Here is a 15475-nt window from a genome sequence, read left to right as displayed (position 1 = left end):
CAGGCAGCGCTTGTGGCGTGTTGGTTGGGGGCAAGGCAGACGGATAATCCGGTTTGTCACAAACTGAACTTGTCACAACCCACACCTCAGGAGCTCCCCATGACCGAGGCAGTCACCCCCATCAAAGCCGCCAAGGCCCGCGCCAGCGAAATCTCCACCGAGCGCGAAAGCTCTGTGGATGCCGACCAGCAGAACGCAATTCGCCAGCTGGCCAACGATCTGCACCGCCTGAACCACGCTGTCATGCAGGCCGTGGAAGCCGGCGTCTCTGTCGAACTCGTCCGCTCCGCCCGCCATCACCACGAGGGCAACTGGGGCGACATGATGGTGCCTGTCATCGTCAAAGGGTGATGTTCTGTCCGGCTGCGCCGGACGGAGCGCGAAGCTTCACCAACCACATTGCCGTAGCCGGACCATCCACCGGCTACGGCCTCCCGTTTCCTACCGGCCCCTCCCAGCCGAACTTCACCTGAAAGAACTCCATGACCTACACATCAGACAAATCCGAACTCGCCGGGCTCATCACCCAAAACGGCGCGCCATGGGCCAATATCGATGCTGATTCCGCCGCCCGCATGCGCGCGCAGAACCGCTTCCGCACCGGCCTCGATATCGCAAAATACACCGCAGGCGTGATGCGCGAAGACATGGCGGCATACGATGCCGACCCCGCGAAATACACCCAGTCGCTGGGTTGCTGGCACGGTTTCATCGCACAACAGAAGATGATCTCCATCAAAAAGCACTTTGGCACCACCAAGGGCAGCTACCTGTATCTGTCCGGTTGGATGGTCGCCGCGCTGCGCTCCGAATTCGGCCCGCTGCCCGATCAGTCCATGCACGAAAAAACCACGGTGCCGGAGCTCGTCAAAGAGCTTTACACCTTCCTGAAACAGGCCGACGCCCGTGAACTTGGCGGCATGTTCCGCGAACTCGACGCTGCCCGCGACGCCGGTGACGAACTCACCGCCAAGCGCATCGAGAAGGAAATCGAGAACCACGAGACACACGTCGTTCCAATCGTTGCCGACATCGATGCCGGTTTCGGCAACGCGGAAGCGACGTATCTTCTCGCCAAGCAGATGATTGAGGCCGGTGCCTGCTGCCTGCAGATCGAAAACCAGGTGTCGGACGAAAAGCAGTGCGGCCATCAGGACGGCAAGGTCACGGTGCCCCACGAAGACTTCCTCGCGAAGGTTCGTGCGCTGCGTTACGCCTTCCTTGAACTCGGCGTCGATGACGGTGTCATCGTCACCCGCACGGACTCGCTGGGCGCCGGCCTCACCAAGCAGATTGCCGTGTCCAAAGAAGAAGGCGACCTTGGCGACCAGTACAATTCCTATCTCGACGTTGAAGAAGTGTCGCTGGACGCTGTCGGCCCCAACGACGTCATCATGAAGCGCGACGGCAAACTGGTTCGCCCCAAACGCCTGCCATCCAACCTGTTCCAGTTCCGCGAAGGCACGGGTGCCGACCGCTGCGTGATGGACTGCATCGCATCACTGGATGCTGGCGCAGACCTGCTGTGGATCGAAACCGAAAAGCCCCACGTGGAGCAGATCGCGTCCATGGTGGACCGCATCAAAGAGGTGCACCCCAACGCCAAGCTCGTTTACAACAACTCGCCATCCTTCAACTGGACGCTGAACTTCCGCCAGCAGGTTTTCGACGCATGGACCGAAGAGGGCCGCGATCTGGCCGACTACGACCGCGCCAAGCTGATGGATGAAAGCTACGACACGAGCGAGCTTTCCACCGAAGCCGACAACCGCATCCGCACGTTCCAGGCCGATGCCGCCAAACGCGCCGGTGTGTTCCACCACCTCATCACCCTGCCGACCTACCACACGGCAGCGCTTTCGACAGACAACCTCGCCAAAGAGTATTTCGGCGACGCTGGGATGCTGGGCTACGTCGAAGGCGTGCAGCGCAAGGAAATCCGTCAAGGCATCGCCTGCGTGAAGCACCAGAACATGGCCGGCTCCGACATGGGCGACGACCACAAGGAATACTTTGCTGGCGACGCTGCACTGAAAGCATCCGGCGAGGACAACACGATGAATCAGTTCGGCTAACGCCGAGGGGGAACCAACTCGGCTAAAGCCGAGCACCAAAAACACTTCAGGGGCGATCTGAAGCTAAGTCGTCGCAGGAAACTGCGGCGGCTTTTTTATACCAGGAATGGGAAGGAGTTCTCGCTTGACCGTTACCAGCTCTCGGCACCAAACATGCAGCAACCAACATCTGCTAACCGAGCCTACCACTCATACACCGTATCGTGGGCTTGCTTGATGTCGGAAATGCTAGTGGGCGGCTGATGAAAGAAATTTGGATTAGCCACCCACTTAACTGCGGATCGACGGCGCGACCAATTTCGCTTCATGCTTTGCAGCTCGTCCTGAGACCCGCTTTCTCCACAGTCTGAAACTGCTGGGTTTCAAATTGGTTCTCATCAGCTTGATAACCTCAGCTTCGGTCATGCCTGTCTGGAACTCAATGCTGTCGAAAGTGGTGTCGTCACACCAAGCCAATTCAATGATTTCACTATCGCTGGGTTTTTTAGGGGATTGTCGCACATCTTTGACACTGGTTGGCCAGTCGGGAGGGAATGAACGCATCGTCGCAACCGTCAATTTTGATGAACTGCTGGTGCGCATTTTCGGCACAATGTTCGACAGATAAAACTGCGCAATAAGACGCAGGCTCAATGCTCGTTAGTACCCGAGTTCAGCTCGGCCGGAAGCGGCTATTCGCTCTAAATGAGTTCTACCCCCGCACTCCCGCACGATCCCATTCTGACCACTCTTTCTCGCATGCGGCGTCGCGGGAAACTGCGGCGGTTTTTTTGATGCTGGCACAAACCTGCGCGGCAGGTTATTCAAATGCAGTCGAAGGCACATAACTGCTCAACGGACAGCCCACACAACGGTATTGTCCGAGACCTTTTTTGCGTCCGCTTCCCTCCACACAGTCCGGACGCATGGCACAGCATTCGCACGCGCATAGCCGCGCGGCGAACTTTGCCGATTTCGAAAGACCAACAATGAACATCAGACCCATGAAGGCTGCCGATCTGGCCGCCCTGAAAACCGTCGTCGATGATACCGAACTCTTCCCCTCCGACATGCTGCCCGACATGGCGGCAGACTATCTGGCGGGCGAAGAGGTGCAGGACATCTGGCTGACCTGCGAACACGAAAGCCACCCCATCGGCCTGTGCTACACCGTGCCGGAACAACTGGCAGACGGCGCATGGAATATGCTTGCAATCTGCGTTTCCCCACCCACCAAGGCAAAGGCGCAGGCGGCGCGATGACCGCGCATCTGGAAAATATGTTGCACGAAAAAGGTGCCCGCCTGCTGCTTGCAGACACATCCGGCACCGACACATTCGCAGCCACCCGCAAATTCTACGCAGCGAAAGGCTACACCGAAGAAGCCCGTATCAAAGACTTTTGGGAAGCAGGCGACGACAAAGTGACGTTCACCAAAGCGCTTTAACGAAAGAAGGCCGTCGCGGGAAATCGCGGCGGCTTTTCCACTTGAGAACGACAAGAAAAGCCTCCAGCCACATCCAACAGGAACAAATCGCGTACCCGCATGGCTCCTCGGGTTTGGGAAACCGCCTATGAAGCGGGCAAGCCACGGGCTCGCCACTGGGCGCGTGGAATGGGGGTGCCAACTTCGAGCTTAAAGGACACGACAACAGTTGCCGCTTTGTCGACTTCGCACCGAAATTTCAGATTGATCCAGCGGGCGTTCTCACGAAAAGCCCCCTTGTTGACCTGCAATACTGTGCCACTGGGCAACCGATAGGTTGGCAGGCGATCGGGAAAGCGGGGGCTGGCGGAGTTGTTCAACTGATTGCGCAACTCCGTTACGCAAAGGCTGCCCGCGCGTTTGCTGCGCGTTAGATTACCCTTTGCGGTGGTTGCGACAGAACGCTTGGTCTTGGATCGCGAACGATTTCCCTGGCTGCTTCTTGTCGGCTTGTTCTTCCTTACTGCCTTCGCCCGTCTTACGGGCCTGGAAACCGGCGTCGCTGGTCTAAGAATGGCCGCTTGGACCGGTTCCGCTTCGGAGACCGGCGGTTTACTTGCTGCAGGCTCCGGCTCTGTGTCCCGGGTTGCCGCCGCCTCAGAGGGCAAGGCTTTGGCGATTTTCTCTTCGATAGGAGTTTCATTTTTCACCGGTTCTTCAGTGCCTGCATCCTCTTCGCCGAACTTATAAACTGGACGAAGCCTCTCAGGAGGTTTGACTTTCGGCTTTTCAACCAACTTGGTTTTCTTGGACTCAGGCACCTGTTCAACAACAGGCTTCGGTTTTTCCGACGGCTTTGGGTCGATCTTTTTCACAGGCGGCACCAGCTCGACCTGAATGGCTTCTGGCTCTTGCGGCTCCGGCCTAGAATTCGACGGGTCAACAGTCAAAACGATCAGCACAAGTCCGTGTATGATGGCTGAGATGACGCTGCCTGATGTGACTTTCAAAGCAAACCTGTTCGGCATTTTAGACGCCATATCACACTAGCCTGCAGGCGGCGGAAATACAGCGCAACATCATCGCACCACCGATAAACTTTGCGGCATACTGGGGGTGGATGGACTCAGTCATAGCGCTCACTAGAAACAGCGAAGGTGATCGAAGTACGGCCATACAGACGCATAGAAATTCACTTGCAGATTTTTTATCCCCGCTCTCCGTGCCCACCTCATACTGCCCGTTCTTTCGCGCATGAGCCGGTTGTCCGGACCGTCCTGATCGTTGCGTGATTGCGATCCTTCCGTCGCAGGCCGTGTAACGAACGGCATCGGGCGGAGCTCTATGTTGCACCGGCAGAGCTGCCACAACAGCTTCGGGACCGGACGTCGAACGTCAGCAATGGCGGGCCGAAGGCAAGGCCGATGATCCGCAAACTATCGCGGTTCATGTTCGGGGAGGTGACGGGAATGGTGTTGAGACACACTCGCAGCAGGATCGAGCGGGGCGAAGGTGTCATGCCTTTTCGCCTGAGACTACAGGCTAACGGCAGACTTCTTCGTCCCGCTGGCTCACTTTTTACGGGGTCGCTTTCGTTTGCCAAAGGCAAACGGCGACACCTCGTTCCCCGCTCGGACGTCGTGAGGCGGGTCGATATTTCTGCACGTCCGCAACCCATCACTCCGCTGTCGTCCCCGCCCACGTCATCAGCCTGCCACTTTCAAGCTGACCGACAACAAATTGATTTCAGATATTTTTCCACGTTCGATATGATTCCGTGCCGCTCATCATCTGGAACATCGTCATGAACGCCACCACCATACGAACCGAATTTCCAGGCCATACGGGTGATAGTCTTGCGGCGCGGCTGGATATTCCTGCGGGTCCAGTTCGGGCGTTTGCGCTATTTGCCCACTGCTTCACATGTTCAAAGGACATTCTGGCAGCCAAGAACATTGCAGTGGAACTGGCCCGTGTCGGCATCGCGGTGATGCGGTTCGACTTCACCGGTTTAGGGTCATCCAAAGGAGAATTCTCCTCCACCAATTTTTCATCCAACGCGCAAGATTTGCTCATCGCCGCCGACTATTTGCGGACGAACCATCGCGCACCATCGATATTGATCGGCCACTCACTGGGCGGCGCAGCCGTCTTGGCCGTGGCGGCGGATATTCCGGAAGTCAAAGCGGTTGCGACCATAGGCGCGCCATCAGACGTGGAGCATGTTCTGCACAATTTCCACGCCGACCTCGCCACTATCGAAGAAGACGGTGAGGCAGAGGTTTCTCTCGGTGGTCGCCCGTTCCGCATCGAGCAGCAATTTGTGGAAGATGCGCGGACGACACGTTTGCTGGAACGGGTGCGCACCATGAAAAAGGCGTTAATGGTTCTGCATTCACCCATCGATCAGACTGTTGGCGTCGAAAACGCTGGCGCAATTTTCACCGCAGCAAAACACCCCAAAAGCTTTGTCTCGCTCGACAATGCAGACCATCTTTTGACGCGTAAAGAAGACGCCCGTTTTGCAGCGCAGGTGATCGCCAGATGGGCCGGGCGCTATCTTCCCGAAGACACGCCGCAGGCAGAAGGCCCAGTTGAAACGGTACAAGTGACCGAGACGCTGGAGGGCAAATTTCAACAAACTGTCTTCGCTGGCAAGCATCGGCTTTTGGCAGATGAGCCTGCAACATACGGTGGCTTGGACACTGGCCCATCGCCCTACGATTTTCTATCAATTGCGCTGGGCGCTTGCACCGGCATGACGTTGCGCATGTATGCCGAGCGCAAGGGAATAGAGCTTGGCCGCATATCGGTGAACGTGTCCCATGCGAAAATCCACGCGACGGACTGCACAGAATGTGATGACGCAACGAAAGCCAAAGGTGGCCGAATCGACAGTTTCGAGCGGGTGATTTCCGTCGCAGGCGGCGTCGCCCCCGCGTTCAACGACAAGCTTATCGAGATAGCGGGAAAGTGCCCTGTACACCGCACGTTGGAGGCCAGTTCTAATGTGGTGACGCGGGTGGAAAACGATTAGCCCGTTCCAACCGTAACTCATCCATGACCCGCCTCACACGCCGTTCCGCACTCAAGCTCGTTCACTGGACGATGGTCCCGTTGTTTGCGTGGTTCACATTGGTGCAGCCGCGAGATGTGGCGCGGTGGGGGCATTGGTGGGTGGAATTGCACTCGGTGTTCGGCCTGGTGTTCGTGTCGCTGGCGCTGTTGTGGACGGCGGATTATTTGCGGCGCGGGCTGGCGGGAAGGCCGGGGCCGAAGCTGCCGGATTGGGGCAAGCGGCTGCATCGCAGGCTGCATCTCACGCTGGTGTGGGGCATGTTCGCGGTGGCCGTGACGGGGTTTCTGCTGGGCCTCACAGCCTCGCGGCAATTGTTTGCAGGTGACGTGGTTCCCATCGCCGTGCCGCTGGACAAGCCCTTGGCGAATGACTGGATCGGCATCGTACACTCGATAGAATTTTATGCACTTGCTGCCGTCGCCATCGCCCATGCCAGCTTCCACATTTGGCGGCACATCAAACTGCGAGACAACGCGCTGCGAATAATGATGCCGAAGATGCTGCACCGTTATTTGTGATGTGTGGACGCGAGGCGCGGACGGGTCTAACGCTGCGGTGATCATCTTTCGGAACGATCCCACTTGAGCGCCCCTTCGAACAAAGACACATTCCACGAACCGCAAAACAACCGGCTGGGCGTGGGGTTGATGTGCGCGACGATGTTGATCTTCGCGTTTCAGGACATGCTGTCGAAGCATCTGGCGGGCACGTATAACGTCTATATGGTCACGGCGATCCGCTACTGGGTGCTCGCTGCATTGGCGGTGTATTTGACCGCGCGTCATGCCGATGGGTTTCGCGCAACGATCCGCTCCGGCACGCCGAAATTGCAGCTGCTGCGCGGCGTTCTCCTCGTGGCTCAGATCTGCGTTATGGTGTCGGCCTTCGTGTTGTTGGGATTGATCGAGGCGCATGCGATTTTTGCATCCACGCCATTGGTGATCGCGGCGCTTTCCGGCCCGATATTAGGCGAACGTGTCGGTTGGCGGCGGTGGACGGCCATCGGGATCGGCTTCATCGGGATGCTCATCATCCTGCGCCCGGGGTTCGGTGTGTTCTCGCCATATGCGCTGGTGGCAGTGGTGGGCGCGATGATGTTTGCCGTCTATTCGCTGCTGACACGGCACGTCGCCCATGTGGACGGGCCGCAGACGTCGTTTTTCTGGGTCAGCATTGTGGGGGTCATCATCATTACGCCCATCGGACTTTGGCACTGGCAAACAATGACGCCGCTGGACGCGATGTTCATGGCGATGCTGTGCTGCACGTCGGCTGCGGGCCACTACATGCTCACCCGCGTCTATTCGATTGCGGAGGCCAGTGTCATCCAGCCCTTCACCTATTTGCAGTTGGTCTTCGCCTCGATATTGGCAATGCTGGTGCTGGGCGAAGTGATGCAAACCACGACGGCAATAGGTTCACTGGTGGTGGTGGGCGCCGGTATTTACGCGCTGTTGCGGGAACGATCGTTGAGAAAATAGCAATAGGCGGCAATCAGGCGGCGATCGTTTGGTTCGACGCTATTTTCGGCTGTTCGATGACCTGCGACAACCGCTCTAACCCGCGCTTAAGCGCCGTTACGCATTCGCCGTCGAATGCGGTGCCGGTATCCTCATCGAGAATGGCCAGAGCCTTCTCGATTGGCATGGCCGCCCGATAGGGACGTTCTGCCGACAGGGCGTCGAACACATCAGCGACGGTGAGAATGCGCGCCTCAAGCGGGATGTCGTCACCCGCCAAACCGTGGGGATATCCCTTACCGTCCAACCGTTCGTGGTGGGCACCGGCAACCTGCGCCATATCGGCGAAAGCGGGCACACGCTTGAGAATGTTCTCGCTTATCAGCGGATGCAGGCGCACAGCTTTCCACTCGTTCTCGTCCAGCTTGCCCGGCTTGTCGAGCACCTGATTGGATACGGCCAGCTTGCCGATATCGTGCAGCAAAGCTGCGCGGCGTATCCAGCGGCGGTGATTGTCGGCCAGTCCCAACTCTTCCGAGATCATGTCGGCATAGAGCGTGACGCGGTTGCTGTGGTCGGCGGTGAAGGGGCTCTTGGCGTCCACCACATCGGAAAAAGCCTGTGCCACATCGTCGAGATATTCTTCATCCACAGGCAGTCCCGCGATGGACGGCGCGGTGTCGAGCAGCCAGTCCGGCATGTCTGGCGAGGCAAGCATTTCCCAGAAGCCTTCCGATGCATTCAACGCGTCAAAGGCGTCCACAAGTTGCGGATCGAACCAACTGCCGCGACGCTTGTGCAGTTCAGTCGCCACACCGCCGGGACCGCCTTCGCTGTGAAAGACATCCACCACCTGCGCCAGCAATGCTATGCTGGATGCGCGGGGAATGTCGTTACCCGTCAGACCAAACGGTTGTCCCTTACCGTTCCAATGTTCATCCAGCGACCGAATCCCCTCTTGGACAGCAGAAGAGAAACGCAGTTTGGCGGCGATATCGGCGCCGCGGTGGCAGCGGGTGGATATCATATCTTGGGTCGTTCGTTCTCCCTCGCGGCAAATTTTCACCAGCGCACGAATGCGTTCGCTGAGGCCTGCCTTAAGGCCCGTGCGTTTGAACACAAAACTGAGCGCTGCGTTGAAGCCCGGATCGATGGTTTTGAAGCCCTGCTTGAAGTCTATGTCGTCGGCAAGAAACAGTTCGCAGATGCGCGCAGCGTTGCTGGAACAGCCGAGGTCTTTGAGCAGCAATGTGTAGAACAGGTCCGCCAGTTCCGCCTCCGGCAGACCCAGCGCTCGACCAAGGGCCATACCGATATAGCAGCACCGTATGCAGTGGTCCTTGGGCTGGCCTTCGGTGAGATCGAGGGCGTAACTGAGGGGACCGATGAGATCGGCCAGCTCAAGATTAGGCGATTTTACGGGGCGGTTGGCGAAGGCGACGAGCATGAACTAACTCCGGATTACGGAGCGCCATGCTCGTCGCCGCGCCTGAAAAACAGGTTTCCGTCGGCCCCCTAAAATTTGCGGGAGACGACGTATTTTTGTCAGCCGTCGCGGTCGGGAACAGTTAGCCCCTTCTTAGACGCAGAACGCGCAACACAGCGGTCTAGCCACGCCATAACAGCAGGAAAGCTGTTCAGCGCCAGCTCGTCCTCGGCCTTGTAGAAAATCTTCGCACCACGGATCCACGGGAAGATGGCGATGTCGGCGATGGTGTAATCGTCGTCCATGATCCACTGGCGGCCTTGCAGGCGTTGTTCGAGAACCTTGAGCAGGCGCTTGGCTTCGTTCTGGTAGCGCTCTTTGGGGCGTGGGTCGTCGATCTCTTTACCGGCAAAAGCGTGAAAGAAACCGAACTGGCCGAACATGGGACCAACTCCGCCCATCTGGAACATCAACCACTGGATCGTCTCGGCCTTGGCAGCGGGATCGGTGGGTAGAAGACCGCCGTGCTTTTCTGCCAGATAGATGAGGATCGCACCGGATTCCCACAGGCCCATGGCTTCGCCATTTGCGCCGGTCGGGTCGATGATTGCAGGAATTTTGTTGTTCGGGTTGAGCGACAAAAATTCCGACGTCTCGGTTTCGTTCAGCTTCACCGTGTGCGCTTCGTAAGGAACGCCGAGTTCTTCCAGCGCGATAGAAACCTTCACACCGTTGGGTGTCGGGAAGGAAAACAGCTGCAAGACGTCCGGGTTCTTGGGGGTCCAGCGTTCGGTGATGGGAAAATCTGCGAGAGTTTTCTTCTTCTGGGTCTCGGCCATGATCGGCTCCGGGAGGTTCATCGTATCAAGACGATGAATGTGGGGAGCCTCGCATCGGTTCCAAGGGGGTGGTCCAGATTAAATTTCCAGCCGCCCGAAATGCGGTTAGCCCGCGCCCATTCTCCACTGGTGGAACACCGGCCCTGCCTGCTGCGTGGTGACGATGGGCACGGCATTGCCGAACACGTCCGTTTCAGCCCCCGGCAACCATTCCTTCGGCAGATTGCGGAACTTCATCCGCATGGCCGTGCTCATGCCCTCACCAAATGCAATGCACTCGCGGTTCGACAGTGACGAGATGAAGGCAATGGTGCTGGCCGATGAAGACGAGATCGCCCGACGGATGATGTCTTGGTCGAAATCGTTCGTCAGACGCAGAGAAAACACCGTGGAACACTGGGACAGGATCGTCGGATCGAGTTCAGAAGGTCGCTGGGACACAATGGCCATAAACGACCCATATTTGCGGCCCTCTTTGGCGATACGGGCGATGGCGCGGCGTGTGGGTTCAAAGCCATCACGACCGGCTGGCACGTATCTGTGCGCCTCTTCACAAACCACGAGCACCTTCATGTTGCCCTTGGCGGCGATGGCCAATTCAAACGACAAACGGCACAAAACAGACGCAACAGCGTTCACGACTTCCGCCGGCATGCCAGCCATTTCAATGATGGTGGTACGAGCTGGTCCGTCATGGAAGTTGAAGAAATTGGCCACCACCTGCCACGCAATGTCTTCGATGGTGCGGTGGCGGAACATGAAAGCGTAACGCTGGTCGGTGGCGTGGGAGTTGATCCGCGCTTTCAGAGACTTGAGGTCGGTGCGGTTGTAGCCGGATTCCAGCAGGCCCATTTCCTCATCGATCATCGAAAGCAAATCAGCAATCCGGTAGGGCGCTGCGGTATCTGCCGTGATGGCGGCACCGGAATTATCAGGTCGCAATTTTACGCGGTCTTCACCGTCGCGGAATTTGATTTTTGCCTCTGGAATGAACTCACGCAGGGCATCGATCTCTTCGTGGACGATGGGTTTGCCGCGAAACAGGCACTCCACATATTCTTCCAGCTGGAACATCCAAAACGGGATATCCATGGTGCGCTGTTCGATAATGTTAGCATCGGGAAACGCGCGACCATACTCGTTGTGTGGATCGAGAATGATGGTGCGCAGGTCAGGCACCATTTCCTGACAGGCGTGCAGCAGCAGCGAGACGGATGCCGACTTGCCGCAACCGGTGGAGCCCAACACTGCAAAATGTTTCGACAGCATGGAAGGAACATCAACATAGGCAGGAATGGACTCGTCCTGGCTGAGCGCACCCACAACTGCGTTAGCATCACCGGTGGCCGCATAGATGGCAGCGAGATCGCCCGCCCTGATTTGGTGAACCGGACATCCGGCGCCGGGGTATGACGAGATACCCTTCTGGAAGGAGGTGCCGCCGTTACCCCTGTCCTGCACTTCGCCTTGCATCTCCACACGGAAACGCAACGGCTTGTGGCCCGCTTCGGTGGGTTCGCCATCAGGCATTTCGATGCTGCAAATCATGGCGACGATGCGGTTCTTGCCCACAACGATGGACAACATTCGCCCTACCGCCCAAGCCAAACCTGTCACGGTATCGACGCAGCGCGTGTCTCCCATAACGGTTGCCATGGTGCCATCACTATCGGTGATGAAGGCTTCCGGTCGATCTTCACGCGCCATGCGGCTTTCGCGCGGCGTTTCCTGTGGTGCAGCCTGTTCAGGCGAAGGCGCACGAAAACTCATCAACGGCCCTGAACCCTTATCAGATTGTAGGGCTGCTACCGACTGCGGAACCGGCGCAGCAGACGGATTCGCTTGTTGTGGCGTGGCCATTTGTTGGGACGGTTGAACAGGCTGCGCTTGCACTGCTGGTCGCGGTGCATCGTGTTGTTGCACAGTCGGTTGTTGTGGCGTCGTCATCGCTGGTGCCGCGACATGTGCATGCTGAACGGGCTTAGAGACTGGCGCTGGTGCTGTTGGACGGGCTTGCAGTGCGGCCTGTTGCGGGCGTGCTGCGGGCTGACCAGCGGGGGCAGCACCGGGCTGTAACATCTGGCGCAGATGGTTTGGGATATTCTCTGCCGGTCGCCGTGCTAAACCGTCGGAACGGATTTCATTTGAACTCTGGTCAGAAGCCGATGCAGTCGCCGCCTTCTTTTTAGCGTCGGTCGCTGCAGAAATCCTACGCATCAATGCATCATTGTTCATCGCGCCAACCTGCCATCATATTTCGCCCCAAGCCTTCGATTGTAAGCACGTATGGTTAATGGAGGATGAGTGGGCGGGCATGAAACCATAGCGGATCGCAGAACCGCATTGCGCGTTGCCATGGCCCGCCTGTCTGGTAGGTTCCGAAATATATTCTAACAGTTCTGCAGGTTCCCATGTCCGCCTTAAGCGCCGATCCACTTCAGGGGGCTGCCGCGCGCGGCGTCGCCAGTTATGAAGAAGCTGCACGCTGGTTGCAGATGCGCGGCATCGAAGATGTGGAATGCATCACCCCCGACATTGCAGGGGTTGCACGCGGCAAAATGATGCCGTCGACCAAATTCCTGTCCACGGGAACGCTGGCGCTGCCGTCCTCCATCTTCATGCAGACGATCTCCGGCGACTGGCCTGAAGAGACCGATCATTTCGAGTACCCGCCACACGATGGCGACCTGCGATTGGTGCCTGACCTATCGACACTGTCCGCGGTGCCATGGGAAACTGACCCAACAGCGCAGGTGATCTGCGACATGAGCGACTATCAGGGCAACGCCGTCAGCTACACACCGCGCACGGTGTTGAAGAAGGTGCTGGCCGCATACGAGACGAAGGGCTGGAAACCCGTGGTCGCGCCGGAAATCGAATTCTATCTTGTCAGAACGAACCCCGACCCCAACATTCCGCTGGAACCGCCGGTGGGCCGCTCCGGTCGGGCAATCAAATCCGGCAACGGATATTCAATTGCTGGCGTGAACGAGTTCGATGAATTTATCGACGATGTTTACGATTTCTCCGGTGCGCAGGGCTTGGATATCGACACGCTGATCCATGAAGAGGGCGCGGCACAACTTGAGATCAACCTCAACCATGGCGACGCGGTAGAGCTTGCCGATCAGGTCTTCCTGTTCAAACGCACCATCCGCGAGGCCGCGCTAAAACACGACATGTACGCGACCTTCATGGCCAAGCCCATTCAAGGGCAGCCGGGTTCCGCGATGCACATCCACCAATCGATTGTGGATGGCGAAACCGGCGATAACATCTTCACCAATGGCGAAGGCGGCGAGAGCGATCTGTTCCGCGCCTATCTTGGTGGCATGCAGCATTATTTGCCCAAAGCGATGATGCTGATGGCCCCTTATGTGAACAGCTACAGACGGCTGACCACCAACACATCGGCCCCCGTCAACGTGCGCTGGGGCTACGATAACCGCACCACCGGCCTGCGCATTCCGACGTCGGAACCAGCGGCAAGGCGGGTGGAAAACCGCCTGCCCTCTTCAGACGCCAACCCATATCTTGCCATGGCCGCGTCTCTCGCCTGTGGCTATCTGGGCCTGACGCAAAATCTCGTGCCGCAATCAGCGGTCTCCTCCACCGCCAATGAAGGCGACAATGATCTGCCGCGCGGCTTGCTGCGCTCCATCACTTTGCTGGAAGGCAATGAGGAACTGATCGATCTGTTGGGCGAAGAATTCGTCGGAGTGTTCTGCGCCATCAAGCGCGAGGAATACGAGACTTTCATGAAGGTGATCTCGCCATGGGAGCGGGAGTTCCTGCTGCTGAATGTCTAACGCCAGGGCTAACACTCCCAAGGCGGAACCGGTGAGCGAAGAAACCTACCAATCGCCCATCTCGCCGGGCGTATCCTGGTACGAAAACAGCTGCGGAGACCGTCCGAGATACCCTGCCATAGACGACAACGTTTCCTGCGATGTCGTTATCATTGGCGGTGGTTTCTGTGGACTATCGGCGGCATTGGAACTGGCCAAGAACGGCACCAATGTCGTTGTGCTCGATGGAGCGCGTTTCGGCGACGGCGCGTCTGGCCGCAATGGTGGGCAGATGGGTTCCGGCCAGCGGGCGGGTGTGTTGGAACTGGAAGCCGATCTTGGCTTCGACCGCGCCAAGGCGCTGTGGGATATGGCGGAAGACGCCAAGCGTTCGTTGCATGAAACGGCAGCAGAACACGGTTATGAAACCGACTACCTGCCCGGCCAACTGACGCCAATGCACCGCAAGCGCTATGAGGCGGAAGCGCGCGAAGAGGTCGAAGTGCTGAATGAGCGTTTCGGCTATAGCGACATTGACTATCTCGACCGCGATGCCATGGCCTCAGCGCTTGGTAGCAACCATTATTTTGGTGGCACGCGGGACAGCGGCACGGGCCATGTGCACCCCATGAAAATCGTCATCGGGCTGGCCCGAGCCGCCGCCAAATGCGGAGCGGTGCTTTATGAAAATTCCGCCGCAACGAAGGTGGCGTTGGAAAGCGGGCGCATAGTGGTGAAGACCGCAACCGGTTCCGTGGTGGCTGACAAATGCCTGCTCGCGGTGAACGGCTACCACGCCGCCAAGCTGCATCCCGCGCTCGACAGCCACGTGATGCCCATTCAATCCTTTATCGGGGCGACCGCACCACTGGGCCATAACTCGCCGGTTCTACCGGGCAAAGAAGCCGTGGACGACAGCCGTTTCGTGGTGCGCTATTTCCGAAGAACCGCTGATGACCGCCTGTTGTTCGGCGGGCGTGAGGCTTACGGCAAGGCGACTCCGGGTGACATCGAGCGCGCCATACGTCGCCAAATCACCGAGATCTACCCCGACCTTGCAGACGTGGAATTGACCCATGCCTGGGGCGGCAATGTCGCCATCACGATGCCGCGTATGCCTTATGTTCGCGAGCTTGAACCGGGCCTTTGGACCGCAGGTGGCTTTTCCGGCCACGGGGTGATGATGGCGCAATATACCGGTCGCCTCATTGCCGAACAGTGGCTCGGCAATAGCGACACAATCAAACTGCTACAGGATTTGAAAGTTCCAACATTTCCCGGCGGCTTGGCCTTCCGCAACCCGCTGAAAGTGCTGGCACTGACATGGTACGCAATGCTGGACAGGATTTAGGCGGCGCGGGGCTGCTCTATTACACCTGTGTTCACCGCATCCATATCACCGG

15 protein-coding genes are annotated in these 15475 nt (G+C 58.0%); 9 read left to right on the top strand and 6 right to left on the bottom strand.

All coding sequences use genetic code 11. The features are described from left to right. Positions 1-99 precede the first annotated feature (99 nt). Together R2A130_RS09285 and R2A130_RS09280 are read left to right on the top strand one after the other, a co-directional pair. Positions 100-351, top strand: coding sequence for a hypothetical protein (locus R2A130_RS09285; RefSeq protein WP_009464816.1), 252 nt, complete (start codon positions 100-102; stop codon positions 349-351). A 131-nt stretch (positions 352-482) separates the two neighbouring features. Then, positions 483-2075: an isocitrate lyase gene (locus tag R2A130_RS09280; RefSeq protein WP_009464814.1), complete on the top strand. Its 1593-nt coding sequence runs from the start codon at positions 483-485 to the stop codon at positions 2073-2075. 270 nt (positions 2076-2345) lie between these two features. Here the strand turns inward: R2A130_RS09280 and R2A130_RS18105 are convergent, their stop codons facing one another. Further along, on the bottom strand, positions 2346-2708 hold the full coding sequence (locus R2A130_RS18105) for a TIGR03643 family protein (protein ID WP_009464813.1): 363 nt from the start codon (positions 2706-2708) through the stop codon (positions 2346-2348). Between the two features lie 335 nt (positions 2709-3043). Between R2A130_RS18105 and R2A130_RS18815 the strand changes: the two genes are divergently transcribed. Further along, a complete protein-coding gene (locus R2A130_RS18815; protein WP_009464812.1) occupies positions 3044-3316 on the top strand; it encodes a hypothetical protein in 273 nt (90 codons plus the stop codon). Beyond that, a complete protein-coding gene (locus R2A130_RS18810) occupies positions 3313-3501 on the top strand; it encodes a hypothetical protein (RefSeq protein ID WP_009464811.1) in 189 nt (62 codons plus the stop codon). The genes R2A130_RS18815 and R2A130_RS18810 overlap by 4 nt, the downstream gene beginning before the upstream one ends. 125 nt (positions 3502-3626) lie before the next feature. On the opposite strand, the gene R2A130_RS09265 is transcribed toward R2A130_RS18810, so the two are convergent. Both R2A130_RS09265 and R2A130_RS18685 read right to left on the bottom strand, forming a co-directional pair. Then, positions 3627-4508, bottom strand: coding sequence for a DUF930 domain-containing protein (locus R2A130_RS09265; RefSeq protein WP_198008692.1), 882 nt, complete (start codon positions 4506-4508; stop codon positions 3627-3629). A gap of 314 nt (positions 4509-4822) precedes the next feature. Continuing rightward, the gene (locus R2A130_RS18685) at positions 4823-4999 is read right to left on the bottom strand and encodes a hypothetical protein (RefSeq protein ID WP_198008691.1); all 177 of its coding nucleotides are present in this window, start codon (positions 4997-4999) and stop codon (positions 4823-4825) included. 285 nt (positions 5000-5284) lie between these two features. Between R2A130_RS18685 and R2A130_RS09260 the strand changes: the two genes are divergently transcribed. The 3 genes from R2A130_RS09260 (at position 5285) to R2A130_RS09250 (ending at position 8040) form a co-directional block, all read left to right on the top strand. Next, entirely contained in the window at positions 5285-6517 is a 1233-nt protein-coding gene (locus R2A130_RS09260; protein WP_040305584.1) for a bifunctional alpha/beta hydrolase/OsmC family protein, read from the top strand. Between the two features lie 23 nt (positions 6518-6540). Continuing rightward, the gene (locus R2A130_RS09255; RefSeq protein ID WP_040305582.1) at positions 6541-7077 is read left to right on the top strand and encodes a cytochrome b/b6 domain-containing protein; all 537 of its coding nucleotides are present in this window, start codon (positions 6541-6543) and stop codon (positions 7075-7077) included. Between the two features lie 63 nt (positions 7078-7140). Beyond that, positions 7141-8040 carry a DMT family transporter gene (locus R2A130_RS09250; RefSeq protein ID WP_009464806.1) on the top strand — a complete coding sequence of 300 codons (900 nt, stop codon included), beginning with the start codon at positions 7141-7143 and terminating at the stop codon, positions 8038-8040. A gap of 13 nt (positions 8041-8053) precedes the next feature. Here R2A130_RS09250 and R2A130_RS09245 read toward each other — a convergent pair whose 3' ends face one another. The 3 genes from R2A130_RS09245 to R2A130_RS09235 form a co-directional block, all read right to left on the bottom strand. Beyond that, complete coding sequence (locus R2A130_RS09245) at positions 8054-9466, bottom strand: HD-GYP domain-containing protein (RefSeq protein WP_009464805.1); 1413 nt, start codon at positions 9464-9466, stop codon at positions 8054-8056. A gap of 98 nt (positions 9467-9564) precedes the next feature. Beyond that, positions 9565-10284, bottom strand: a complete 720-nt coding sequence (locus tag R2A130_RS09240; RefSeq protein ID WP_009464804.1) for a glutathione S-transferase family protein — start codon at positions 10282-10284, stop codon at positions 9565-9567. A 105-nt stretch (positions 10285-10389) separates the two neighbouring features. Further along, positions 10390-12519 (bottom strand): ATP-binding protein, encoded by a 2130-nt coding sequence (locus R2A130_RS09235; RefSeq protein WP_009464803.1) that lies wholly within the window; start codon positions 12517-12519, stop codon positions 10390-10392. Between the two features lie 176 nt (positions 12520-12695). On the opposite strand from R2A130_RS09235, the gene R2A130_RS09230 reads away from it, so the two are divergent. Further along, entirely contained in the window at positions 12696-14093 is a 1398-nt protein-coding gene (locus tag R2A130_RS09230) for a glutamine synthetase family protein (RefSeq protein WP_009464802.1), read from the top strand. A 31-nt stretch (positions 14094-14124) separates the two neighbouring features. After that, on the top strand, positions 14125-15423 hold the full coding sequence (locus R2A130_RS09225; RefSeq protein ID WP_009464801.1) for an FAD-binding oxidoreductase: 1299 nt from the start codon (positions 14125-14127) through the stop codon (positions 15421-15423). Positions 15424-15475: the final 52 nt, after the last annotated feature.

The organism is Ahrensia sp. R2A130, assembly GCF_000179775.1.
GTDB lineage: Bacteria > Pseudomonadota > Alphaproteobacteria > Rhizobiales > Rhizobiaceae > Pseudahrensia.
Note: the sequence above shows the minus strand (reverse complement) of the source record. Positions and strands in the feature narration are given on the sequence as shown.

What these genes read in the sequence shown, in the direction of transcription:
- R2A130_RS09230 (WP_009464802.1), top strand. Translation starts at nt 12,696, where the DNA reads ATGTCCGCCTTAAGCGCCGATCCACTTCAGGGGGCTGCCGCGCGCGGC.
- R2A130_RS09280 (WP_009464814.1), top strand. Translation starts at nt 483, where the DNA reads ATGACCTACACATCAGACAAATCCGAACTCGCCGGGCTCATCACCCAA.
- R2A130_RS09255 (WP_040305582.1), top strand. Translation starts at nt 6,541, where the DNA reads ATGACCCGCCTCACACGCCGTTCCGCACTCAAGCTCGTTCACTGGACG.
- R2A130_RS09260 (WP_040305584.1), top strand. Translation starts at nt 5,285, where the DNA reads ATGAACGCCACCACCATACGAACCGAATTTCCAGGCCATACGGGTGAT.
- R2A130_RS09285 (WP_009464816.1), top strand. Translation starts at nt 100, where the DNA reads ATGACCGAGGCAGTCACCCCCATCAAAGCCGCCAAGGCCCGCGCCAGC.
- R2A130_RS09245 (WP_009464805.1), bottom strand. Translation starts at nt 9,466, where the DNA reads ATGCTCGTCGCCTTCGCCAACCGCCCCGTAAAATCGCCTAATCTTGAG.
- R2A130_RS09265 (WP_198008692.1), bottom strand. Translation starts at nt 4,508, where the DNA reads ATGCCGAACAGGTTTGCTTTGAAAGTCACATCAGGCAGCGTCATCTCA.
- R2A130_RS09240 (WP_009464804.1), bottom strand. Translation starts at nt 10,284, where the DNA reads ATGGCCGAGACCCAGAAGAAGAAAACTCTCGCAGATTTTCCCATCACC.
- R2A130_RS18815 (WP_009464812.1), top strand. Translation starts at nt 3,044, where the DNA reads ATGAACATCAGACCCATGAAGGCTGCCGATCTGGCCGCCCTGAAAACC.
- R2A130_RS18685 (WP_198008691.1), bottom strand. Translation starts at nt 4,999, where the DNA reads ATGACACCTTCGCCCCGCTCGATCCTGCTGCGAGTGTGTCTCAACACC.
- R2A130_RS09235 (WP_009464803.1), bottom strand. Translation starts at nt 12,519, where the DNA reads ATGAACAATGATGCATTGATGCGTAGGATTTCTGCAGCGACCGACGCT.
- R2A130_RS18810 (WP_009464811.1), top strand. Translation starts at nt 3,313, where the DNA reads ATGACCGCGCATCTGGAAAATATGTTGCACGAAAAAGGTGCCCGCCTG.